The organism is Hafnia alvei (genome assembly GCF_034424155.1).
Taxonomy (GTDB): domain Bacteria; phylum Pseudomonadota; class Gammaproteobacteria; order Enterobacterales; family Enterobacteriaceae; genus Hafnia; species Hafnia alvei.
In genome coordinates this window covers 4,325,967-4,349,551 of record NZ_CP139992.1, presented here as the reverse complement: position 1 = coordinate 4,349,551, position 23,585 = coordinate 4,325,967, and the positions used below count along the sequence as shown (strand labels likewise).

22 protein-coding genes are annotated in these 23,585 nt (G+C 49.9%); 14 read left to right on the top strand and 8 right to left on the bottom strand.

Annotated features, from left to right (window positions below; genetic code table 11):
- The first annotated feature begins 101 nt into the window (after window positions 1-101).
- The 12 genes from U0008_RS20145 (at window position 102) to trpS (ending at window position 10,313) form a co-directional block, all read left to right on the top strand.
- On the top strand, window positions 102-944 hold the full coding sequence (locus U0008_RS20145) for a type IV pilus biogenesis protein PilM (RefSeq protein WP_043489431.1): 843 nt from the start codon (window positions 102-104) through the stop codon (window positions 942-944).
- Complete coding sequence (locus tag U0008_RS20140) at window positions 932-1,462, top strand: PilN domain-containing protein (protein WP_072008132.1); 531 nt, start codon at window positions 932-934, stop codon at window positions 1,460-1,462. Before U0008_RS20145 ends, U0008_RS20140 begins: the two co-directional genes overlap by 13 nt.
- Window positions 1,455-1,964, top strand: coding sequence for a hypothetical protein (locus U0008_RS20135; protein ID WP_043489429.1), 510 nt, complete (start codon window positions 1,455-1,457; stop codon window positions 1,962-1,964). The genes U0008_RS20140 and U0008_RS20135 overlap by 8 nt, the downstream gene beginning before the upstream one ends.
- Complete coding sequence (locus U0008_RS20130; RefSeq protein WP_051874038.1) at window positions 1,961-2,314, top strand: hypothetical protein; 354 nt, start codon at window positions 1,961-1,963, stop codon at window positions 2,312-2,314. Before U0008_RS20135 ends, U0008_RS20130 begins: the two co-directional genes overlap by 4 nt.
- On the top strand, window positions 2,311-3,618 hold the full coding sequence (hofQ, locus tag U0008_RS20125; RefSeq protein ID WP_051874037.1) for a DNA uptake porin HofQ: 1,308 nt from the start codon (window positions 2,311-2,313) through the stop codon (window positions 3,616-3,618). Before U0008_RS20130 ends, hofQ begins: the two co-directional genes overlap by 4 nt.
- A 322-nt stretch (window positions 3,619-3,940) precedes the next feature.
- Entirely contained in the window at window positions 3,941-4,459 is a 519-nt protein-coding gene (gene aroK, locus U0008_RS20120) for a shikimate kinase AroK (RefSeq protein WP_004090980.1), read from the top strand.
- Window positions 4,460-4,624: 165 nt separating this feature from the next.
- Window positions 4,625-5,710 carry a 3-dehydroquinate synthase gene (gene aroB, locus U0008_RS20115; protein ID WP_040047001.1) on the top strand — a complete coding sequence of 362 codons (1,086 nt, stop codon included), beginning with the start codon at window positions 4,625-4,627 and terminating at the stop codon, window positions 5,708-5,710.
- A gap of 84 nt (window positions 5,711-5,794) precedes the next feature.
- On the top strand, window positions 5,795-6,904 hold the full coding sequence (gene damX, locus U0008_RS20110; protein WP_043489425.1) for a cell division protein DamX: 1,110 nt from the start codon (window positions 5,795-5,797) through the stop codon (window positions 6,902-6,904).
- Between the two features lie 146 nt (window positions 6,905-7,050).
- Window positions 7,051-7,863 carry an adenine-specific DNA-methyltransferase gene (gene dam, locus U0008_RS20105; protein ID WP_025799281.1) on the top strand — a complete coding sequence of 271 codons (813 nt, stop codon included), beginning with the start codon at window positions 7,051-7,053 and terminating at the stop codon, window positions 7,861-7,863.
- A gap of 39 nt (window positions 7,864-7,902) precedes the next feature.
- Entirely contained in the window at window positions 7,903-8,580 is a 678-nt protein-coding gene (rpe, locus tag U0008_RS20100; protein ID WP_025799279.1) for a ribulose-phosphate 3-epimerase, read from the top strand.
- Window positions 8,573-9,289, top strand: a complete 717-nt coding sequence (locus U0008_RS20095; protein ID WP_043489422.1) for a phosphoglycolate phosphatase — start codon at window positions 8,573-8,575, stop codon at window positions 9,287-9,289. Before rpe ends, U0008_RS20095 begins: the two co-directional genes overlap by 8 nt.
- Before the next feature lie 19 nt (window positions 9,290-9,308).
- Complete coding sequence (gene trpS, locus U0008_RS20090; protein ID WP_025799276.1) at window positions 9,309-10,313, top strand: tryptophan--tRNA ligase; 1,005 nt, start codon at window positions 9,309-9,311, stop codon at window positions 10,311-10,313.
- Window positions 10,314-10,572: 259 nt separating this feature from the next.
- Here trpS and U0008_RS20085 read toward each other — a convergent pair whose 3' ends face one another.
- The 5 genes from U0008_RS20085 to nirB form a co-directional block, all read right to left on the bottom strand.
- Window positions 10,573-10,746: a YhfL family protein gene (locus U0008_RS20085; RefSeq protein ID WP_025799274.1), complete on the bottom strand. Its 174-nt coding sequence runs from the start codon at window positions 10,744-10,746 to the stop codon at window positions 10,573-10,575.
- A 417-nt stretch (window positions 10,747-11,163) separates the two neighbouring features.
- Window positions 11,164-12,546, bottom strand: a complete 1,383-nt coding sequence (gene cysG / locus U0008_RS20080) for a siroheme synthase CysG (protein ID WP_043489552.1) — start codon at window positions 12,544-12,546, stop codon at window positions 11,164-11,166.
- Window positions 12,547-12,619: 73 nt separating this feature from the next.
- Window positions 12,620-13,423: a nitrite transporter NirC gene (gene nirC / locus U0008_RS20075; protein ID WP_025799270.1), complete on the bottom strand. Its 804-nt coding sequence runs from the start codon at window positions 13,421-13,423 to the stop codon at window positions 12,620-12,622.
- 195 nt (window positions 13,424-13,618) lie between these two features.
- Window positions 13,619-13,951: a nitrite reductase small subunit NirD gene (gene nirD / locus U0008_RS20070; protein WP_025799268.1), complete on the bottom strand. Its 333-nt coding sequence runs from the start codon at window positions 13,949-13,951 to the stop codon at window positions 13,619-13,621.
- Window positions 13,948-16,500 carry a nitrite reductase large subunit NirB gene (gene nirB / locus U0008_RS20065; RefSeq protein ID WP_043489549.1) on the bottom strand — a complete coding sequence of 851 codons (2,553 nt, stop codon included), beginning with the start codon at window positions 16,498-16,500 and terminating at the stop codon, window positions 13,948-13,950. Before nirB ends, nirD begins: the two co-directional genes overlap by 4 nt.
- A 373-nt stretch (window positions 16,501-16,873) precedes the next feature.
- On the opposite strand from nirB, the gene codB reads away from it, so the two are divergent.
- Window positions 16,874-18,145, top strand: coding sequence for a cytosine permease (gene codB / locus U0008_RS20060; RefSeq protein WP_043489419.1), 1,272 nt, complete (start codon window positions 16,874-16,876; stop codon window positions 18,143-18,145).
- The gene (gene codA / locus U0008_RS20055) at window positions 18,135-19,418 is read left to right on the top strand and encodes a cytosine/isoguanine deaminase (RefSeq protein WP_096388605.1); all 1,284 of its coding nucleotides are present in this window, start codon (window positions 18,135-18,137) and stop codon (window positions 19,416-19,418) included. The genes codB and codA overlap by 11 nt, the downstream gene beginning before the upstream one ends.
- 68 nt (window positions 19,419-19,486) lie before the next feature.
- On the opposite strand, the gene tsgA is transcribed toward codA, so the two are convergent.
- The 3 genes from tsgA to U0008_RS20040 form a co-directional block, all read right to left on the bottom strand.
- A complete protein-coding gene (tsgA, locus tag U0008_RS20050; protein ID WP_025799261.1) occupies window positions 19,487-20,671 on the bottom strand; it encodes an MFS transporter TsgA in 1,185 nt (394 codons plus the stop codon).
- Window positions 20,672-20,876: 205 nt separating this feature from the next.
- Window positions 20,877-21,854: a LacI family DNA-binding transcriptional regulator gene (locus U0008_RS20045; protein ID WP_043489414.1), complete on the bottom strand. Its 978-nt coding sequence runs from the start codon at window positions 21,852-21,854 to the stop codon at window positions 20,877-20,879.
- A 66-nt stretch (window positions 21,855-21,920) separates the two neighbouring features.
- Window positions 21,921-23,228, bottom strand: a complete 1,308-nt coding sequence (locus U0008_RS20040) for a 6-phospho-beta-glucosidase (RefSeq protein WP_043489411.1) — start codon at window positions 23,226-23,228, stop codon at window positions 21,921-21,923.
- Window positions 23,229-23,585 lie beyond the last annotated feature (357 nt).

Here is a 23,585-nt window from a genome sequence, read left to right as displayed (position 1 = left end):
GTCAATTGGGCAGTTTATAAACAAACGCGCAGTAGTATAAAGGCAACCTAGCACGGAGGATACGTTCTTTTCTTTCATTGACGATACGGAGATCGCTGCATATGTTCGCACGGACTTGGCAGTTAGGGATAGATATTCAGCCTCGGACATTTTGTGCCGTGGCAGTCAGTTATCAGCGTAAAGGCTGGCAGCTCAGGCGTTGGTGGCAGTTTTCATCACACATAAATGTGGTCGAAAGTGGACGATTATGCCAATCGGAATGGCTGAATAATCGACTTTCTGACTTACGTCGCCAGCTTCCAGGCAAAACCTCGGTACGTATCGGCCTATCGCCGGAAATTATTATGCAGCAAAGCATTTCGACGCCAGAGATGAATTTGCCGGTTAATTTACAGCGCAACATTCTCGATTTAGCCGCAGAGCGCAGCCTTATGCTGCCTCGCTCGGAGTTTGTTTGTGACTACACTCGCTTGCCTTCTCAACCGAAAGCCTGGCTAATGACCGCTGTGCGCCAGCAAGATATGCGCGATTGGCAAACACCATTGATTGCTGCCGGTCTGACGCCGAGCGTTGCGGATATCACCCCTTGTGCATTACGGCGAGCGGCAGCCCTTAGCGGGCAGTCGCCAACCGCATTATTACTGCATGTTGGAGAGCATGTGCTGACGTGGGCAGCACCTTTCTCTCAGCCGCTGGCGTTTGGGTTTATCGCGCGTCAGAACCATGAATCGATGCCTGAACTCATCGAGCGAGCCGTTTCGAACGCCGCACTCCAAGGGATTGGCGGCACTGAGACACTAACCTGTGCCGCTGACAACGCCTCAGGCTGGTCGCCATTTCGTGCTCTGACCTATCTACAACCACCTTTACCTTCGCAGCCGGAGTTGTTTGCTTTGGCCGTCGGGCTGGCGCTGTGTGAGGAGAGAACCTCATGGAGCAGATAAACCTTTGTCCTTGGTTTTCGACTTTGCGTGCTCAGCGACTACGGCTTTGTATGCTGTGTTTGGTTGCCGTGGTGGTTCTACTGATATTGATAGCCAGTTATTCCGCTTATCAAGTGCATCGTCGAGTTCAATGCTGGGAGGCTGCAACCGCCGTGTCGCAACGCCAAAGCCAGCAACTAAAGCATCAACAGGGGCAACTCGCCGCGTGGACACTACAGGCTAAAAATCAGCTGCGCCAGAATCAACAATATGATCGCAACCGTAAAACCAATCTGCAGATCCTGACCTTTATTTTAGCGCTACAACGTCATATTCCTGCGCAGGTGTGGTTGACCCGTTTTTCATGGCGCTCACATCACTTAGAAGTTGAGGGGATGACATCAACGCCGGTCGTCATTTCTGCTTTCACACAACACCTCAATCAAAGCGCCGCTTTACCCGAGTTACAACTTATGAAAATGAGCGTGGCTGAATCAGGGCTGCAAAAATTTTTGCTTGAAGGTGGCCAGCATGAATAGCGTTGCCGATCGCATGATTGGCTGGTTATGCGAGTTAAGCCCACACCATTTTTATGCAGTTATCTGCGCCATCTTTCTATTTTGCGGCGCGTTAGGTGGACTTGGCGTGGCCGCATTGTCTCATCGGGCTGAATCACCTTCTTGGCAGCGTCAACAAGATGCACAAGCCGCGTGGGAGCGATTGAGTACTCATGTTTTAAACCAGCAGGCCTTGCTGTTGCAGCTTTCTATTAGCGCCATATCGATAAGACCGTTAGTGGCGCAGTGTGCTGATTTACCCGTTAGTGAACGTTTTGCTCAGCAGATGACTTGGCAGAAAGATCCGCGTGCTGGCGGTGAAAAAGGCACAGGTTGGGGCGTGAAAGGCTCGCTAAGTTTTCCTCAGCTTGTGCAATTACTGAATGAACTGGCTGGCTGTGCTCGGCTAATCACACAGCTAGAACTTGAGTCGGAATCGGAAACGATCTCAGGACAGCTAGCGCTCGCGGGGGATGGAATATGAAGGCAGCGCTCTTTTGTCATGGCTGGCAAGTTCCTGTGCTTGTATGCCTCGGTGTGATGTCGATCAGCACCTCTCAGGCGGATAGAGATCCTTTTCATCCTTTGATACCGCCATCAATATCCGTTGAGCCAGATACGGGGCAGGTTTTGGGCGTGATTGGTGATGGCCGTTGTTGGCGAGTGTGGGTGGCGTTAACGAACGGAGACGCAATGGTTGCTGTGCCGTTGTTCTCGCCGCGTAGTGATGCGGAAGATATATCAAAAAACAATGAATTTTCAGTGTTCGAAAAGCCTGCTGTTTATCCGTTTAGTTGTCCGAAGATAAGCGCTGAAAGGGAGTCCATGGAATGAAAAAGGTCAAAAAGGAATTTTGGTATGGTTGTTTGCTCTGGCTTAGCTCGTTTTCGGCACTCGCCGCGCTGTCGCGTGATAGTGCGCGGATAACCCTAGCCTTCTTTGACGCGCCTTTGGTTAATGTGCTGCAGGCGCTAGCGGATAATCGTCACCTTAATTTAATCGTGAGCGAAGAGGTTAAAGGGAATACCTCAGTGAAATTGGTTGATGTGCCTTGGCCGCGGGCATTACAAGCAATAGCACGTATGAATCAGTTATCAATTGAACAAACAGGCAATATTCTCTTTGTGCAGACAGCCGAGGCCGTCGATAGACAGCAAGAGTTGGCGCATAAAAAACAGCAGCAAGAGAAAGATCAGGAGAAAACGTCCGTCTCCATTGCATTGCAGCAGGCGGATGTGGACGCCGTGGTCAAAAGCCTGACGCAGCAAAAAAGTGGGTTGTTAAGCGCGCAAGGCAGTATTAGTGCCGACCCACGGACTAATACGATTTTGGTGCGGGATTTTCCTGAAAACACCCGAGCGGCTCAGGCTTGGATTGAGGAACTCGATCAACCCGTCTCACAGGTGCAGTTAACTGCCCATATTGTGACAATCAATCGTGAAAGCCTGAATGAGCTAGGGATACGTTGGGGGACCTCGGAGTCTGATGATGGCGCAGCGTCTGACTCAAGCGGCTTTCGGCTGAACCAATTCAACATGGGATTGCCGGTGGAAGGGCGTGCATTTAATGCAGGTTTTCAAGTTGCGCGTATCGGTGGTCGCTTATTAGAGCTGGAGCTTTCGGCTCTGGAACAAGAAGATAACGTGGAAATTATTGCCAGTCCTCATCTGATGGCGACCAATCTACAAACGGCAAGTATTAAGCAGGGAACTGAAATTCCTTATGAGGTTTCTAGCGGTGCCAGTGGATCGACCTCGATAGAGTTTAAAGAGGCGGTGCTGGGAATGGAGGTCACGCCTCGGGTGATGCGTAATGGCAAAATCACGCTGATGTTGCAGATTACGCAAAATATGCCAGGCAGGAGTATTAAGCAGGGTGACGGTGAGGCTTTGGCCATCGATAAGCAGGAGATCAAAACACAGGTCACCCTGAATGATGGTGAAACTGTTATCCTAGGCGGGATTTTTCAACGGCAAGCTGTGCATGGAAAAACACAGGTGCCGAAATTGGGCGATGTTCCCTTGCTTGGTGCACTGTTTCGCGACTCAACGGAAGAGGCAAAACGGCGCGAACTGGTGATTTTTATCACGCCAAGATTAGTAAAAACGGAAATGCCCACTGCATTACTCAGGAAATAAGCATTCAATACTTTTTTTGCTCAAAAGGTAAAAATTTTTATCACATGAATGGTTTCCGCGTTTGACGCTGCGCTTGATTTAGCTTACAAGGGTAGCGAATTAAGCACCGAGCTTTTCCGTACCCCGGCCAAAGCGTTATCGCCGTGAAGTAACCTTTGGCGTGCGCTGTGATTTATTCGGTTGCCAAACTACCTAGAGTGTTGAGATAATTTTTCGTCTGATCTCACACTATCGCTCATGAGGTTTCAGTTTAGGTCCCGTCGCTAATTTGATTGGCGGGGCGGGTTATCATTAACGAATTGTCTTAGTAGTACCGAAAAACATGGCAGAGAAACGCAATATCTTTCTGGTTGGGCCTATGGGTGCCGGCAAAAGTACTATTGGTCGTCAGTTAGCTCAGCAACTGAATATGGAGTTCTTCGATTCCGATCAAGAAATTGAGCGACGCACCGGCGCTGATGTTAGCTGGGTATTCGACGTGGAAGGTGAAGAAGGATTCCGCGATCGTGAAGAAAAAGTCATCAATGAACTGACTGAAAAACAAGGCATTGTTCTGGCAACTGGTGGTGGTTCCGTGAAATCTCGCGAGACCCGTAACCGCTTGTCAGCTCGCGGCGTGGTTGTTTATCTTGAAACCACTATCGAGAAGCAATTGGCTCGTACGCAGCGTGATAAAAAACGTCCGTTGTTGCAGGTAGATACACCGCGTGAAGTGCTGGAAGACTTGGCAAAAGAACGCAATCCGCTGTACGAAGAAATTGCTGATGTGACCATCCGTACGGATGATCAAAGTGCTAAAGTTGTTGCTAACCAGATTATTCATATGCTGGAAAGCAACTAATTATACCCTTGTTACTTGGGTTGCCGCGACGTTAGCTGTGTGCGTTCGCCGGAATAACTTACTGGTGTAGGTTGGTCGGGGTTCGTTCACTTGCTGGCTGTCAACTGCCCCAGCTAATTTGGCTATATACTGAATTCTTAATCTGAAAAAGGTTCTGAGCACACCATGGAAAGGATTACCGTCACTCTTGGGGAGCGTAGCTACCCGATAACGATAGCCTCTGGTTTGTTTGAGGAGCCTGCTTCATTTCTGCCTCTAAAGGCAGGCGATCAGGCTATGTTAGTGACCAACGAAACATTGGCGCCGATATATCTTGAACGTGTCAAACATGCGCTTGAGCAGACCGGTGTTCGGGTAGATCAGGTGATCTTGCCGGACGGCGAGCAATACAAAACGTTGTCTGTGATGGAGCAAGTATTTACTGCATTGCTGCAAAAGCCCCACGGGCGTGATACCACGCTTATCGCTTTGGGCGGCGGTGTTATTGGCGATCTAACCGGTTTTGCGGCTGCGTGCTATCAGCGCGGAGTGCGTTTTATTCAGGTGCCAACAACATTGTTGTCTCAGGTAGACTCTTCCGTTGGCGGAAAAACAGCCGTTAACCATCCACTGGGTAAGAACATGATCGGGGCCTTTTACCAGCCCGCGTCTGTCGTGGTGGATATCGACTGTTTGAAAACGCTGCCAGCGCGCGAACTTGCTTCAGGCTTAGCTGAGGTTATCAAGTACGGCATCATTCTTGATGGTGAATTCTTCGTATGGCTAGAAGAGCATCTGGATGAGCTGTTGGCACTTGATAATAAAGCAATGGCGTACTGCATTCGTCGCTGCTGTGAGCTAAAAGCCGAAGTTGTTGCTGCGGATGAGAAAGAGCAGGGTGTTCGTGCATTGCTGAATCTTGGCCATACATATGGTCATGCGATTGAAGCAGAAATGGGCTACGGTAATTGGTTACACGGTGAAGCTGTTGCGGCGGGTATGATGATGGCCGCTGAAACTGCGCGTCGTCTGGGCCAATTCAGTGAAGCGGATGTCGCTCGCGTAAGAACGCTAATAGCGCGTGCGGGGCTGCCGGTTACCGGGCCAAAAAGTATGACTCCAGAATCTTATTTACCACACATGATGCGTGATAAGAAGGTGCTGGCGGGTGAACTGCGTCTGGTGCTGCCAACAGCGATTGGTCAGTCAGAAGTACGTTCAGGCGTAGCCCATGAGATTGTCTTGGCTGCGATTGCGGATTGCCGCGGTTGATGATGTTGTTGAATCATTGAATATTGAATTGACCGGTGAGAATCAAAACGCCCCACCGGTTTTGCCTCTGACTGGAGGGTGGATATGGAAGAAGAAGAGTTCAAACCTGATGAAGATCTAAAGCCTGACGCAAGCGATCGTCGTCCGACTCGCACACGCAAGGCTCGTCCTTCAGCGCCAAAATTAGCGGTATCTCGTCAGCATATGATGATGGGGATCGGTATTTTAGTGCTGTTGGTGTTGATCATCGGCATTGGTTCAGCGTTGAAATCACCCTCGAAAGGTGATGCAGGTCAGCAGGCTAACAATGGCGCAACCAAAGATATCAGCCTGTCGGGATCTTCTACCTTATCCAATAATACTGCGAGTAATACCACTGATGCCCACGATGGTAGCGGTGTTAACAACTCAGGTATGATTGACCATTCCGCTGACGCTGGTAACGCGCCCGCTGCGCAGCCGCAAGATGTTTCAGTTCCGCCGATTTCCAATACGCCAACTCAGGCCGCACCTGTTCAAGGTGAGCAAGGGCAACAGCGTATCGATCTCGCGGGCAACAATATGTCGGATGCACTGACTCAACAGCAAGGTCAGGTTGACTCTGCGGTACAAGGTGTTGATGGTGGAGCTAATGCTTCAACATTGCCAACGGCTCCGGCTACGTTGGGCTCGGGTGCTGCTGTTTCTAAGCCTGTTACCAACGGCGGAACCGCGCAAAATATTCGCCCGATCCAGACCAAGCCAGCATCTACGGCGAACAGTAATGCAGCCAAGCCGCATTCTGGTAAAACAACGGTTAGCAAAACGCCTGCTCATACGGCAAACGTTGCGAAACCAACGAACACCAAGACGCCAGTGACGACGGCAACTAAACCGGCGACGCACGCGGTGAGTTCTGCTGTTAGCGGTGCGAATACGTCATTGAAAGGTGCGCCTTCTAATCACTATACGTTACAGCTGAGCAGCGCATCGCGTTCAGACTCTCTGAACGCCTATGCGAAAAAACAGAATTTGGCTCATTATTGGGTTTATGAAACCACCCGTAACGGCAAGCCTTGGTATGTACTGGTGAGCGGAAGTTACTCAAGTTCAGCTGAAGCAAAACGGGCGGTGTCTACGCTGCCTGCTGATGTTCAGGCGAAGAACCCTTGGGTACGTCCGATGAGTCAGGTACAAAAAGACGTTAAAAAATAAACAGTGGTATACCTCAGTTATTACAGCTGCGAGGCCATTTTGGCCATCGCAGCTGCGAATAAGAACGGTATAAATGCGCGCTGATGTGCTGTCTAGAACAGTGTTTGATCCGCCGATTTGAATTGTAAAAGTAGCTTACTGACGGCATGAAGAAAAACCGCGCTTTTTTAAAATGGGCTGGTGGAAAGTATCCACTGGTAGACGAAATTCGTCGATATTTGCCTGCCGGAAAGCGGTTGATCGAGCCCTTTGTTGGGGCCGGTTCCGTATTTTTGAATACGGATTATGAAGAATACCTGTTAGCGGATATTAACGCTGACCTGATCAGTCTGTACAACATCGTTAAAACTCAGCCTGATAACTTCGTACGTGACGCTAAGGTGATGTTTAGCGGAGAGTTTAATCAATCTGAGATGTTTTATGCCCTGCGGTCTGAGTTTAATCATAGCCAAGACCCATACCGTAGAGCGGTGTTGTTCCTGTACTTGAACCGTCATTGTTATAACGGATTATGCCGCTATAACTCTCGTGGTGAATTCAATGTACCGTTTGGTCGCTACAAGAAACCCTATTTCCCTGAAGCTGAATTGTATTGGTTTGCGCAGAAAGCGCAGAAAGCGACTTTTGTCTGCGAACACTACACGCAGTCGATGAGCCAAGCGGTGGATGGAACGGTGGTGTATTGCGATCCGCCTTATGCGCCACTGTCTGCAACCGCGAACTTTACGGCTTATCACACCAACAGTTTCAGCATGACAGATCAATTAAAGCTCGCTGAAGTGGCATCAAATTTATCGTTGCAGCATAAGATCCCGGTGCTGATCTCCAATCATGATACCGAGCTGACACGTCTCTGGTATGCACAGGCCGATCTGTTTGTTGTAAGCGCGCGTCGAACGATTAGCAGCAAAGTCGGTGGACGTAATAAAGTAGACGAATTGCTGGCGCTGTATTCCTGAAATTTGCACAGTGTCTGAACCGAGCACATGGAGAAACGGATGAAACAGTATTTAATTGCCCCGTCGATTTTGTCTGCAGACTTTGCCCGTTTAGGGGAAGATACTGCCAAAGTTTTGGCGTCAGGCGCTGACGTTGTTCATTTTGACGTAATGGATAATCATTATGTCCCGAATTTAACCATCGGCCCGATGGTGTGTAAGGCACTGCGTGACTACGGTATTACTGCGCCTATTGATGTGCACTTGATGGTGAAGCCCGTCGACCGCATCATTCCTGACTTTGCTGAGGCAGGCGCTAGCATTATCTCTTTCCATCCTGAAGCCTCTGAGCACGTTGATCGTTCATTACAGCTGATTAAATCCTTGGGCTGCAAAGCTGGTTTGGTATTTAACCCTGCGACATCGCTGAGCTATCTTGAATACGTAATGGATAAAGTGGATGTGATCCTGCTGATGTCGGTAAACCCCGGCTTCGGCGGTCAGTCGTTTATCCCTGCGACGTTGGATAAACTGCGTCAGGTACGTAAGCTTATCGATGCCAGCGGCCGCGATATTCGTTTAGAAGTCGATGGCGGCGTGAAGGTCGATAATATTGGTGCCATTGCTGCCGCTGGTGCAGATATGTTTGTTGCTGGCTCCGCGATCTTTGGCCATCCTGACTACGAACAGATTATCACTCAGATGCGTGGTGAAATCGCCAAGGCGTGTAATGAGTAGCTCCGGCTCTACCCAGTTCATAACCAAACGTTTTGAAGGCATTCAGGCGATTGCTTTCGATTTGGATGGCACGCTGGTGGATAGTGCTTCGGGCCTAGCGGCTGCGATGGACAAAGCCATGAAGGAATTAGGGCTGCCTATTCCAGGATTGGAGCGTGTAAAGAACTGGATCGGAAACGGCGCAGATATGCTGGTGAATCGCGCCTTAGTTTGGGCGGATCAAGAGCCGACCGATGCACTGTGTCAGCGAACCCGAGCTGCATTTGATTTTTATTATGTCAGCACGGTTGAAACCGGCAGTCAGCTTTACCATGAAGTGGCACAAACGCTCGCTTCGTTATCTCGTCATGGCTATTTACTCGCACTGATTACCAATAAGCCTACGCCGTTTGTTCGACCATTGCTGATCTCCCTCGGCATCGATGGTTATTTCACTCATATCGTGGGTGGTGATGACGTGGTGAAGAAAAAACCTCATCCCGCCCCGTTATATCTGGTACTGGCTAAAACTGGTGTACTGGCAAGTGAATTGCTGTTTGTCGGTGATTCTCGTAACGACATTCAGGCTGCGCATGCTGCTGGGTGTCCATCGGTAGGGATGACCTATGGCTATAACTACGGTGAGCCCATCGAACGAAGTGAGCCAAGCTGTGTGCTAAACCAATTTTCTGACTTGTTGCCCCTGATCGGGCTGCCCCCTTTAAGCTAAGACGTATAGGAACTGTGACATGAGTAAGCCCATCGTTTTCAGTGGCGCACAGCCATCTGGTGAACTGACCATTGGTAACTACATGGGTGCTCTGCGCCAGTGGGTGCAGATGCAGGATGAATACGACTGCATTTATTGCATCGTCGATCAGCACGCGATTACCGTGCGTCAAGATGCTCAGCAGCTGCGTAAAGCGACCTTGGATACGCTGGCATTGTATCTGGCCTGCGGTATCGATCCAGAGAAAAGCACCATCTTTGTTCAGTCTCATGTTCCTGAACATACTCAGCTCGGTTGGGTGCTTAACTGCTACACCTACTTTGGTGAACTGAGCCGCATGACCCAGTTCAAAGATAAATCGGCGCGCTATGCTGAAAATATCAATGCGGGATTGTTCGATTATCCTGTACTGATGGCGGCGGATATCTTGCTGTACCAAACGACTCAGGTACCGGTGGGTGAAGATCAGAAGCAGCATCTGGAACTGAGCCGTGATGTAGCAGCACGCTTCAACGCACTTTATGGTGATATCTTTAAAGTGCCAGAGCCGTTTATTCCTAAATCCGGTGCACGCGTGATGTCTCTGTTAGAACCGACCAAAAAGATGTCCAAATCGGATGATAACCGTAATAACGTCATCGGTTTACTGGAAGATCCTAAGTCTGTTATTAAGAAGATCAAACGTGCGGTAACCGATTCTGATGAGCCAGCAGTAGTGCGTTATGACGTCGTGAACAAAGCCGGTGTTTCTAACCTGCTTGATATCCTGTCTGGCGTCACGGGTAAAACTATCCCAGAATTGGAACAAGAGTTTGAAGGCAAGATGTACGGCCATTTAAAAGGTGCCGTTGCCGACGCAGTTTCTGGAATGCTGACAGAGCTACAGGAGCGTTATAACCGTTTCCGTAATGATGAGGCTTTCTTGCAGCAGGTCATGCGTGATGGAGCTCAGAAAGCACGCGCGCGTGCACAAGAAACGGTGAAAAAAGTCTACGATGCTATTGGTTTTGTCGCTCAGCCGTAAGGTGTGACAGCTAAGCTATAATACATAAACCCGCTTATCGATAGCGGGTTTTTTATTTCCAATAATCCCATGAGTTCTCTATTTATTGAAATGTGAATTTATAATATTAAGAAAGTTATTCTTGTTTGTTCGGACTAAATAAGAAAGGAAATAAACTATAACGATAGGCGGCGTAGCTTAATATTATTTATGCTCATCAGTAATAAACTGGCAAGCATAAATAGGTTAATTTCTGATTTGTTCATTCAACCGAATAATTCTATGGTTGTTTTTCCACTGGGCCACAGCCGCCGATCATTTTAGAAATAGAAAGGGCAGGGGTGAACCAATAGTCATAGCTACAGTTTTTTGCTTTGTTATCAATGTGTCCGCTGCATGCGGTCAGTGTTGAAAGAACTGCGGCGACAATGGCAATTTTAATCAGTTTGTTCATTAGATATTCCTTATCTTAAATGCGTATTGATAGCTTTTAAATATATTCCATTTGGATGAAAATAATAAATATAAACTAGGTTGTAAAATAGAACGGCTGCACTATAAATTATAAAAAATATACTGACAAGTTAATTGGCTATTTAATTACCCTATAAGTAATGAAAGCTTATTTAAGAAAAATTAAACTGTTATTAAAATGGTGATTATTATCCGTATAAATATAATACGACATACAAAAATAATACATCTACAACTATTTATGATCATCGTTAAGAGAGATTGTTACCGCAGAGTAATTAATACGGCTTTGTAGTGTATTGGTCTAAAGTATCAAGAAAGGCCTTGAAATGAGTCATCTCAAGGCCTTTCTTGTGTTTGGTTTTTGCTGGTGCTCTAGACGCTAATCTTTACGCCTTTATTGTTTAGCTATCCCACTGAACCAATTCAGTTTGTCGCGCAGGGAAACGACGGCGCCAACGATAATCAAGCTCGGGCTTTCGACCTGTTGTGCCAGTTCGCCTAAGGCAGCAAGTTCTCCGGTGACTACTTTTTGCTGCACCGACGTACCGTTTTCCACCAAGGCGATAGGCATGGACTCACTCATTCCGTGCTTGATTAACTGTGTCTGGATTTCAGCGGCTTGGTTCAACCCCATATAAAACACTAAGGTTTGTTTTTCAGCCGCTAAATTTGCCCAATCGAGCGAGGTATCTTTTTTGGCATGACCCGTGACCAAGCGTACGCTTTGAGCGTAATCGCGGTGGGTGAGTGGAATGCCGCTGTAGGCTGAGCAGCCGGACGCCGCCGTAATCCCAGGGACAACGGAGAAGGCAATGCTGTCATCTGCTAGCACTTCCAGCTCTTCGCCTCCGCGCCCAAAAATAAAGGGATCGCCGCCTTTTAATCGCACCACGCGTTTGCCATTGCGGGCGTTGCGCAGCAGGATTTGGTTGATTTCATCCTGAGGTACACAGTGGAAGCCTGCGCGTTTGCCCACGAAAATACGTTCAGCGTCACGGCGGACTAAATTCATGATGTCGTCAGAGACCAGACGGTCATAAACCACCACGTCAGCCTGTTGGATCTGCTGCAAGCCTTTCAGCGTCAGTAGTCCTGCATCTCCTGGCCCCGCGCCAACCAGAACCACTTCGCCACGCTGCTCCAATGGCTGTTCAAATAGATCGGTGAGATGCTTATCCACCATCTCTGCGTCTTGGTTTGCTAAAGACTGAGCGAGACGATCGTGGGCGAACAGGCGTTCCCAAAAACGCCTACGTAGCGTAATCGTTGAGAATTTATCTTTCACCTGCTGGCGTAGGTCACCGGCAAGGCGTGCCAACTGACCCAAGTGCTGAGGCAAAATAGCTTCAAGCTTTTCACGTAGCAATCGAGCAAGCACCGGCGATTTACCGCCGGAAGAAACCGCGACCATCAGCGGGGAGCGGTCGATAATAGAGGGCATGATAAAACTGGCGCGTTTAGGCGCATCAACCACGTTGCAGAAGATCTGACGTTCGCTGGCTTGCTGGTAGACGAGATCGTTAACACTCTCATCATCGGTTGCAGCAATGACCAGCCAAACGCCTTCGAGCAAAGCGGGAGAAAATTCGCCATGTGCCTGTTTTAGCTTGCCATCTTGTGCCCATAGGTCAAATTGTGGGGTGAACTCTTTGGCGTTAACCGTGATATCTGCCCCTGCATCCATCAGCAGTCGTGCCTTGCGTTCAGCGACTTCGCCACCGCCGACCAGCAGGCAGGCTTTTTGCTGCAGTTGACAAAAAATCGGTAAATAGTCCATCCAACAATCCTCACTACGGAAATTTGCTTCGGCAAAAAATAGCGCACCGCCTGAGCGATGCGCCATAAAATCATTAAGCAGTCTGATTTTTTTGTGCAGTGGCTTCCGTTACCGGACGCTGTGCGCGCGGCGTTGCATACCAGTAGCCAAGGCCCATAAAGACCGCACCGGATAAGGTATTACCCAGAGTTACCCACAGCAGATTATGACCGATACCGCTCAGGGTAAAGGATTCGCTGTGGTTGCCGAGCCAAGATAGGGCAAAAAGGGTCATGTTGGCAACCGAGTGCTCGTAACCGGAGGCAATAAATGCGAGCAAGCACCACCAAATGGCCAAGAATTTGCCTGCACCTTCAGTGCGCAGCGCCATCCAAATCGCTAAACAGACCAGCCAGTTACACAGCGCGCCTTTGAAAAACAGCACGGCAGCAGGCGCCGTGGTTTTCGCCAGTGCGGCGGTGTGCACTAAGCTGCTATCCACTGGCAGTAAATTTCCGCCACCGTAATAATATAAAACGGCGACGAAGATTGAACCGATCAGATTGCCCAACCACGTTTGCGGCAGAATGGCTAACCACTGACCTCCGCTAATGGTGCCTGCTTTAACACCCAGCGTGAGGAACATGGTGTGACCGGTAAACAGCTCAGAACCGGCAATGATCACCAGCGTTAAGGCGATACCAAACGTTGCGCCCATAAGCAAAGGACGCAGTGCGGGTTCAACCATATTGCCGAGCGTGAAGATCAGGATGATGCCGAGGCCAACATAAGCCCCCGCCATCGCAGAGCTAATCCAAAATCCAAACGGGTTATCTTTGTTCAGGCGAACAATGCGTGCCGCATTGGCTGCGCATTTATTGATGGTGTCGGTAAACATACTGGCTTCCATGATTTAAGGTTAAAAAACGAATTCTTGAATGTCCCCCTCATTGTTCCCCTTGCAGAGGAAAGCGTTGCGCACCGTTTACCTGTCCTCATCTGTGTAAGAGAGGATAACTATTTATGTTTCGGTATGGCACCGTCTGTCCCTCCCCCTGAGAAGGGGGAGGTTAGGAGGGGGATTTTGCGATGATTAATCCGCCGAACGTACCTGCACAAACCCATCTACCAAACGGGTTGCAAAATGCGGCACGGAATGGGCTTCATCTTCGAGACAAAGCCCATCGACCAAGCGGAAGTGCTGTTTTTTCAGCGGGCTAGCAACCCACAGTTCGCCCTGATGTTCAGCAATCAGGCCACGAGATAGCACGCTTGAACCGGCAAAAGGATCGATATTGGAGATGGCAAAAACCTGCTCATCTTGGTAAGGACGGAACACCGCCACCTGATGAGTGCCCACCAAGGCGCACACGCCGGTGCCGGGCAGAATATCGTTTAACGGGCAAACATTAATCCACTGGCTCATGCGTTAGCCTCCTCGGTTGCGATCAGGGTGACAGGAATACGCTCATCTGGGCGTGCAGGACGATGCTGAGCACGTTCAGACACGATCTGAACGTTAGGGTCACGTTGATCGCTGTTGATGAAGTGAGCGAAGCGTACCTGCGCCTCAGGGGTGTTTACGGTTTCAGTCCACTCGCAGATCACTTTTTCGCGCAGGCGGGCAATTTCTTGCTCTAGCAACGCATTCATCCCGAGTTTATCGTTGATGATGACGGAACGCAGGTAGTCGATACCGCCTTCCAAGCTTTCTAACCAAACAGACGTACGCTGTAATTTATCGCCGGTACGGATGTAGAACATCATGAAGCGATCGAGGTATTTGATCAGCGTTTCGCGATCGAGATCGGCAGCTAACAAATCACCATGGCGCGGTTTCATCCCGCCGTTACCACATACGTAGAGGTTCCAGCCATTTTCGGTGGCGATAATACCCACGTCTTTGCCCTGTGCTTCTGAACATTCACGAGTACAGCCGGAGACACCGAATTTCATTTTGTGTGGTGTACGAATACCTTTATAGCGGTTTTCCAATTCCACGCCGAAGCCAACGCTGTCGCCTACGCCGTAACGACACCAGGTGCTGCCGACGCAGGTTTTTGCCATGCGCAGTGCTTTGGCATAGGCGTGACCGGTTTCAAAGCCAGCTTCAATCAGTTTGCTCCAGATAGCGGGCAAATCGTCTTTTTGTGCGCCAAACATACCGATACGCTGTGAACCGGTGATTTTGGTATACAGATTGTATTCGCGTGCGATCTGGCCGATGGCCAGCAGGCCTTCTGGGGTAATTTCACCGCCAGCAGAACGAGGGATCACCGAGTAGGTGCCGTCTTTCTGAATGTTGGCAAGGAAGTTGTCATTGGTGTCCTGCAGCGGAGTGAGTTCCGGTTGCAGAATGTAGTCGTTCCAGCATGAAGCCAGCAGAGAACCGACCGTTGGTTTACACACTTCGCAGCCGTAGCCTTTGCCGTATTTTTCCAGCAGTTCGTTGAAGGATTTAATCTCTTCTACGCGGATGAGGTGATACAGCTCTTGGCGCGAATAGGCAAAGTGTTCGCATAGGTGGTTATTAACTTCAATACCTTGCTTCGCTAATTCGGCGTTGAGCACCTGAGTCACGAGTGGAATACAGCCGCCGCAGCCGGTACCGGCTTTCGTGGCTGATTTAATCGCTGCAACGGTATGACAGCCCGCGTTTACCGCTTTGATAATGTCGCCTTTGCTGACGTCAAAGCAGGAGCAGATCTGCGCCGTTTCCGGCAATGATTCCACGCCGATAGCCGGTTTACCTTTGCCCGCGTGCGCAGGCAGAATCAGGCTATCTGGGTGTTCTGGCAGTTCAATATCGTTGAGCGTGAGCTGGAGCAGATTGCCATAATCGCTGGTATCGCCTACCAACACCGCGCCGAGCAGACGTTTGTTGTCAGCGCTGACGATAATGCGTTTGTAGATTTCTTGGCTTTCATCGAGATAAACGTAGCTGCGAGCGCCTTCGGTGCGGCCGTGTGCATCACCGATACCGCCGACGTCTACGCCCAGCAGTTTCAACTTGGCGCTCATATCTGCGCCGTGGAAGCCGTTTTCGTTGCCAAGTAGGTGGTCAACGGTGACCTGAGCCATCTTGTAACCAGGAGCAACCAAGCCGAAAGTACGGTCGTTCCATGATGCGCATTCGCCGATAGCGTAGACGTCAGGATCGGAGGTTTGGCACTGATCGTTAATCACGATCCCGCCGCGACGAGCGGTGGCTAATCCACATTGGTGCGCCAGCTTATCTTGCGGGCGGATACCGGTTGAGAAAACGATGAAGTCGATTTCAAGCTCGGTGCCGTCGGCAAAGCGCATGGTTTTACGCGCTTCGCTACCGGAGTGGATAATTTCTTGGGTATTTTTGCTGGTATGAACGCGCACGCCCATACGCTCAATTTTTTCACGCAGTTGCTGGCCGCCCATCGGGTCGAGCTGCTCAGCCATTAATACAGGCGCAAATTCGATAACGTGAGTTTCAACGCCTAGGTTTTTCAGCGCACCAGCGGCTTCTAAGCCGAGAAGGCCGCCGCCTACCACGGCACCACGTTTGCTACGACGTGCACAGGCTTCAATGGCGTTAAGATCTTCGATAGTACGATAAACAAAGCAATCCTGGCCTTCGCTGCCTTTAATTGGCGGGATCCACGGGTATGATCCGGTTGCCATAATCAGCTTGTCGTACTGGATAGTACGGCCAGAGTTAGAATAGATAATTTTCTCGCTGCGATTGATCGTAATCGCACGTTCACCGACTAGCACGGTGACGTTGTGCTTTTGGTAGAAGCCTTCGCGAACGAGCGACAGTTCTTCAGCGGTGTGATGTGAGAAGTAGGAAGAGAGATGAACTCGGTCGTAGGCGACACGAGGCTCTTCACAGAAAACGGTAATCTCAAATTGATTCGGTTCAGCCTTTTCTAATAGTTCTTCGATGAAGCGATGGCCGACCATCCCGTTACCGATAATGGCGAGTCTAATTTTGCTCATTTTTGCCTCAAAATTTGCTGCATATGAAAAGAATCCTACGCCTACCATAATCCTCCGAAGTTTGTACTTATTGATGTAAATCAATTTGACCCCTATATACCTCTAAGGTGGTAGTTGTCTGATTTCATTGATATTTTGTTAAGTTGTGGATTTTTCGCAACTTTAGCTGAAACGTGTCAGTTTGATAATGGATGAGCTATAAAAAGTGAAATGCTATTTTGTTTTATTTTTAAGCAATCTTGAAAGCGGAGCGGCTCAATCATGAGAAATATATAAAATTCTTATTACCCATACGAAAACGATTGCTTTTTGTCGGCAGAGGAATAGAATGCGGCGGATTTTTTGGCCTGAAAACAGCGAAAGGAGGAATGTCGTGTCGCAAGATAACAACTATAGTCAGGGGCCTGTACCGCAATCGGCGCGGAAAGGGGTATTAGCATTGACGTTCGTCATGCTGGGATTAACCTTCTTTTCCGCCAGTATGTGGACCGGAGGCGCTCTCGGAACCGGTCTTAGTTATCATGATTTCTTCCTCGCAGTACTCCTCGGTAATCTTCTCCTCGGTATTTACACTTCTATTCTCGGTTACATCGGCGCTAAAACGGGCCTCACCACACATCTTCTTGCGCGATTCTCTTTTGGTGTTAAAGGCTCTTGGCTGCCATCACTGCTGCTGGGCGGAACGCAGGTAGGGTGGTTTGGCGTCGGCGTGGCGATGTTTGCCATTCCGGTAGGAAAAGCCACCGGGCTGGATATCAATTGGCTGATCGCGATCTCTGGCTTGCTGATGACGGTGACGGTGTTCTTTGGTATTTCAGCGTTAACGGTGCTTTCGGTGATTGCGGTTCCTGCTATTGCTTGCTTAGGGGGCTACTCAGTCTGGCTCGCGGTGCATGGCATGGGCGGATTAGACGCGCTGAGATCTGTGGTTCCGGCTGAGCCGTTAGATTTTAACGTGGCTTTGGCGCTGGTGGTGGGCTCTTTTGTCAGCGCAGGAACGCTCACCGCCGACTTTGTACGCTTCGGGCGCAATGCCAAAATGGCGGTGCTGGTTTCAATGGTGGCGTTTTTCCTCGGCAACTCTTTGATGTTTATTTTCGGCGCGGCCGGTGCGGCGGCATTGGGCATGGCGGATATCTCTGATGTCATGATTGCTCAAGGTCTGTTGCTACCTGCCATTGTAGTGCTGGGGCTGAATATCTGGACCACCAACGACAATGCGCTCTATGCCTCGGGATTGGGTTTTGCCAACATTACCGGTATGTCGAGTAAAACGCTGTCGATCATTAACGGCATCATCGGCACTATTTGCGCGCTGTGGCTGTATAACAATTTTGTTGGCTGGCTGACGTTCTTGTCTGCGGCTATCCCTCCGGTGGGCGGCGTTATCATCGCTGACTACCTGATGAACCGTCGCCGCTATGAGCACTTTGCTACCGCGCGTATGATGAACGTAAACTGGGTGGCTATTCTGGCCGTCGCGCTGGGGATTGCCGCCGGTCATTGGCTGCCGGGCGTGGTGCCCGTGAATGCGGTGCTGGGCGGGGCGCTGAGCTATCTGGTGCTTAATCCAATTCTAAATCGTAAAACTGCAATGACGGCAGTATCAACAATAACAAATGCGGAGGCTAACGGTGCCGAATAACACATTACAGGCGGTGATTAACGCTCGCTTGGCGGGGAAAGAAGGGCTGTGGCAGATCGGTCTTCAAGACGGAAAAATAACCTCAATTGAAGCGCAATCTGGCGTGATGCCTGCTTCAACTAAATGTTTGGATGCTGAGCAGGGCTTAGTGTTACCGCCTTTTGTAGAGCCACATATCCATCTGGATACCACCCAAACGGCGGGGCAGCCAAGCTGGAACCAGTCTGGAACCCTGTTTGAAGGTATTGAGCGCTGGGCCGAGCGCAAAGCGTTATTGACCCATGAAGATGTGAAACAGCGCGCATGGCAAACCCTAAAATGGCAAATTGCCAACGGTATTCAGCATGTGCGTACTCACGTGGATGTTTCTGACGCCACGCTAACGGCGCTGAAAGCGATGTTAGAAGTGAAGCAGGAAGTGGCTCCGTGGGTTGATCTGCAAATCGTTGCTTTCCCACAAGAAGGGATTATGTCGTATCCCAACGGTGAAGCGTTGTTGGAAGAGGCGATGCGTCTGGGCGCTGATGTGGTTGGTGCTATCCCACACTTTGAATTCACTCGCGAATACGGCGTGGAGTCTCTGCATAAGACGTTTGCGTTGGCGCAAAAATATGACCGTCTGATCGACGTTCACTGCGATGAGATTGATGACGAACAATCGCGCTTTGTTGAAACGGTTGCCGCGCTGGCACACCGAGAAGGCATGGGCGCACGTGTAACCGCGAGTCATACAACGGCGATGCACTCCTATAACGGCGCCTACACTTCGCGTTTATTCCGCTTGCTGAAGATGTCTGGGATTAACTTTGTGGCGAACCCACTGGTGAATATCCATCTGCAAGGGCGCTTCGATACCTATCCAAAGCGCCGTGGTATTACCCGCGTGAAAGAGATGCTGGAATCTGGCATTAACGTCTGCTTCGGCCATGATGACGTGTTTGATCCATGGTATCCGCTGGGTACGGCAAATATGCTGCAGGTGCTGCATATGGGGCTACATGTCTGTCAGCTGATGGGCTATGGTCAAATTGACGATGGGGTGAACTTGATTACTCACCACAGTGCGAAAACGTTGAATCTAACGGATTATGGTATTGCGGCGGGGAACAGTGCGAATCTGATTGTATTACCGGCAGACAGTGGTTTTGATGCCGTGCGTCGTCAGGTTCCTGTGCGCTATTCCGTTCGTCGCGGCGCAGTGATTGCCTGCACCCAGCCAGCGAAAACCACGCTGCATCTAGGGGCGTCTGAAACCGTCGACTTTAAACGTTAATCGCGTTATTGCGACAATAAAAAACCGGCCCTGTTATAGGCCGGTTTTTTTATCAGGAAGAACCCGATTTATTTAGTGCTGTGGCCGTGCAGGCGGTGACGCGTCACGAAGCCCAACAGTAAACACATCACGAAGACCACAAGGTACAAGCCATTGGCGGTTGCCAGCGCTGCGTGAGCACCGCTTTTCGCCACGATTGGGCCAGTCACAATGAAGGTCAACATCGTACCGATGGTGCCGCAGGTCAGAATGAAGTTCACCAGTTTTGGTGAAGACACTTTGGTTTGCAGCGAGCCCAGCGTGATCAGCGTGGTGTAAATTGCGCTGCTAACAAAGCCCAGACCCAGAATGTACAGGCTCAGCATGCCAACCTGCTCGGTGGTGACGAACAGGTACATCATCACGGTAGAGAGCGCGGCCAGAACGGTCACGATGCGTTGCAGATCGAAGAAACGCAGAATGAAGCTGAAGATCCACATCCCAACCATATAAGCCGTCCAGAAGTTACTGACTAATGCGCCAGCTTCTTCGATGCTCATGTTGAAATGTTTGCTGGCGTATTCTGGTACCCACTGGATGAAGCCTAACTGGCCGAGGATGTAGCACAGTGCGGCAATCGACAGGAAGAGAACGCCGATACCCCATTTCTCTTTTACCACTGGCTCGCTCTGATCGTCTTTTTTCTGACCCAAAATAGGGAAGTCAGACATCAGCGTCAGGACGAAAATGGCCAGATACAGCACGCCGATGCAGGCGTAAACCCAGTACCACGTCACGTGATTCGCCAGCAGCGTAGCGGCAACGATGGGGAATACCATCCCCGCCATACTGAAGAAGGAGTCGGTGAACAGCAGGCGTGAGCCACGCTGGCGACCTTCATAGATATGGGTAATGAGGAAGGTACCGATAGACATAGTAATCCCGCTCACCACGCCCAGTACAAACATGCACAGAGAGAACATCACCAAGCTGTGGCCGACCATCAGGCCCGCAACGGCTAAGATCATCAGCACGAAGCCGAAAATCAACTGGCGTTTAAGAGGGATAATTTCCATTAACCATGCGTTAAGGAAAATAGAGACCAAAATACCGGCATTAAGAAACGTAAAGGTGTTACTCATGCTGGAAATCGGCAGATTAAAGTATTCTGCGATATTGCCCATCACCATCCCGGTGACGATCACCAATGCACCGGTAAGTGCATAGGAGAAGAAACTGATCCATGTTAGGCGAATGCGGTTGCTGTTGGTCATAGCAAGGCCCGTGTCAGTAGTATTGAGAAATAGGAAAGTATTTACGAAGGATCAAACTAAGAATAATCGATCCCACAAGGCGGCGAATCCTAGCATAGTTGTAGGCGATTTTTGTGATATATGTCGATTTTTTGCTGTAACGATATGAATGAGTTTCTTACAAAAGCGATCTGAGTAGAAATTATTGCTCTCAGATCGTCACAGATTACCTTTTTGCGGAAATGACCGAACCACGATCGATGAGGATAGGCAGAAAAACTTCCGGTATGCATTCGGGATCGATAAGACGCTCGGTGGCATGGCGAGCCATATCGGTGATGGGGAAATGAATACTGGTTAATGCCGGACGCACAAAAGCCGCCCGTTCTCCGCTGTCATAGCAAATCAGTGAGATATCATTTGGGATCGTTAAGCGATGCTCGGTGATCGCCAGCAGTGCGCCAATCGCCATCTCTTCATTACAGCAGTAGATCGCGGTAGGTCGTCGGCTTTGCAAAAGTTTGTCCGCCATCTGATAACCGCTTTGCATATCATAATCGCCTTCTAAACAGGCTACGGGCAGCAGTCCGGCGGCGTCCATCGTATCGAGAAAACCTTGGCGGCGTAGCTGGCTGGAATGACGAGAGGAAGGGCCGCTGATACAGGCTATTTTTGTATGGCCTAAATCAATCAGCCGTTTTGTGGCCATTTGGCTGGCGCGGTGATGATCGAAGGCGACGCAGCGATCTTCAAGGCCCGGCACCAAACGATCCAAAATCATAAAGGCTTTGCCTTCTTGCGCCAGCTTGCAGAGTTGCTCATCGCTCAGCGCTCTCACGTGCAGGATAAGCCCATCACAGCGTAGGTTGTATAAACGCTGAATGGCCTGCCATTCATTGTCAGCGCTATTTTTTCCCTGAGTCACTAGAAGCTGTTTACGGCGGCTTTCGGCTTCGCTTTGCACGTTATCCATCAGTGCGCCAAAAAAACCACCGCGGTAAGTGGTTGTGACTAAACCGATCGTTTGGCTTTGGTTAGACGCCAGCGCCCGGGCGGCCGGGTGTGGGCTATAGCCTAACTCGGTGATAGCGGCTTCCACCATGAGACGCGTTTTTTCTTTGACGTTGCTATCGCCATTCACCACGCGTGAAACGGTGGCGCGAGAAACACCGGCAAATGCAGCAACGTCTTCAAGCGTCGTCATGGTCAAATTCCTTATGATGATGGGATCCAAATCCCTCCTTGCGGCAAAGCAACGAGGGGATTGCGGTTAATTAAATTGTGGCAGATACGCTTTGTTTACGGCTAGGACTTCATCCAATAAAGGTGAAGCCAGTCCGGCATCGCCAATTAATGGGTTGGTGACCAGCGCTAGCAGCGCGGATTTTCTATCACCGTGTACGGCGGCTTCGATCGTCAGACGTTCGAACGATTTCACCTGTTGCGTGAGACCGACCATGGACACGGGGAGCGAACCGAATGCGAGAGGATGCGCGCCTTGGGCATCCACGATACAGTCAGTTTCAATCACGGCATCAGCAGGCAGATCGTGAATGGCGCCGCGGTTTGGCGTGTTGACCACTAAACGGGTACCGAGATTGTTGTGAATCGCACACATCAGTTCCAGCGCAACCTCTGAATAAAATGAGCCGCCACGGAAGCTTAACTGCTCTGGTTTGTGGTCTAAATTCGGGTCGGCATACAGCGCAAAGAGCGCTTTCTCAACGTCCATCACCTGTTCCGCGCGGGTGCCTTCGGTGCTAGCCTCAGTGATTTCATCTTTCAGCATCGTGCGGGTTCGATAGAAATAGCGATGATAGGGGCAAGGGATGGCACCAAGCGCGCGCAGAAACTCCGGCGGCCACGGCTCTTCTTTGATGTTATTCATGGTGAGCGCCGCGCCATCGCAGAGCATGTCGATCACCCGTTGCGTCTGGTCTTGCCCATCAGCGGTGACCTGATGCACCCAAACCATATGGTTTAGACCGGCGAAGCGTAGCTGGACGTCTCGATAGGGCCGTTGCAGCATTTTGGCAATCATATGGTGCATGGTGACGGGAACATTGCACAGACCAATGATTTTGGCCTTGGTATAGCGAGAAACCGCTTCGGTAACGATACCTGCTGGATTGGTGAAGTTAATGATCCAGGCATCGGGAGCCAGCTGTTCAACTTTACGGGCGATGTTTAGCATCACGGGGATCGTGCGGAGCGCTTTAGCAAAACCGCCGACGCCGGTGGTTTCTTGCCCAATTAATCCAAACTTTAAGCCGAGACGTTCGTCGGCAGCACGTGCCGGTAACTGGCCTACGCGCAGCTGAGTTAATACAAAGCTGGCTCCACGAATAGCATCGTCGGGGGTGAAATGGATGCTGACCTTGACCTGCTCAAAGCCATTGCGTGCCAGTATTCGGCGTGTGAGGTCGGCAATGATCTCAACCTTGTGACGACCTGCTTCAACGTCAACCAATGCCAGCTCAGACAGCGGAATTTGCTTAGCCCGCTGGATAATGCCTTCAACCAACTCCGGTGTATAACTACTGCCTCCGCCGATGATGGCAACTTTTATCGGGATCATGCGAGTATCTCCGTTTTATCTGGCAATGAGGATTTCGATGATCATCAGGACAACACGAGGAGCAGCGAGATAAATAGCGTGGGTTTATCACCCGCCTCATAAACCTGATAAATCAGATAGCGTATTTTGCGTTGATCATAAAATGAGAGCGCTCTCATTTAAGTTTAAGACTAGCAACTTCCATCAATCGGTTTGCGAGTCAGTTCGCAAAAATTCATTTTTGAATAATTAGGTAGGGGATGAAGTGTGATCTTGATTGCAAAACTAGGTGTTTTTCGTCGCTAAGAGGCGGCATTTTTTCAGACTTATCCCATCGTTAAGTAAATGTGAGTAAATGGGTAGCTAATAGGCTAGCGC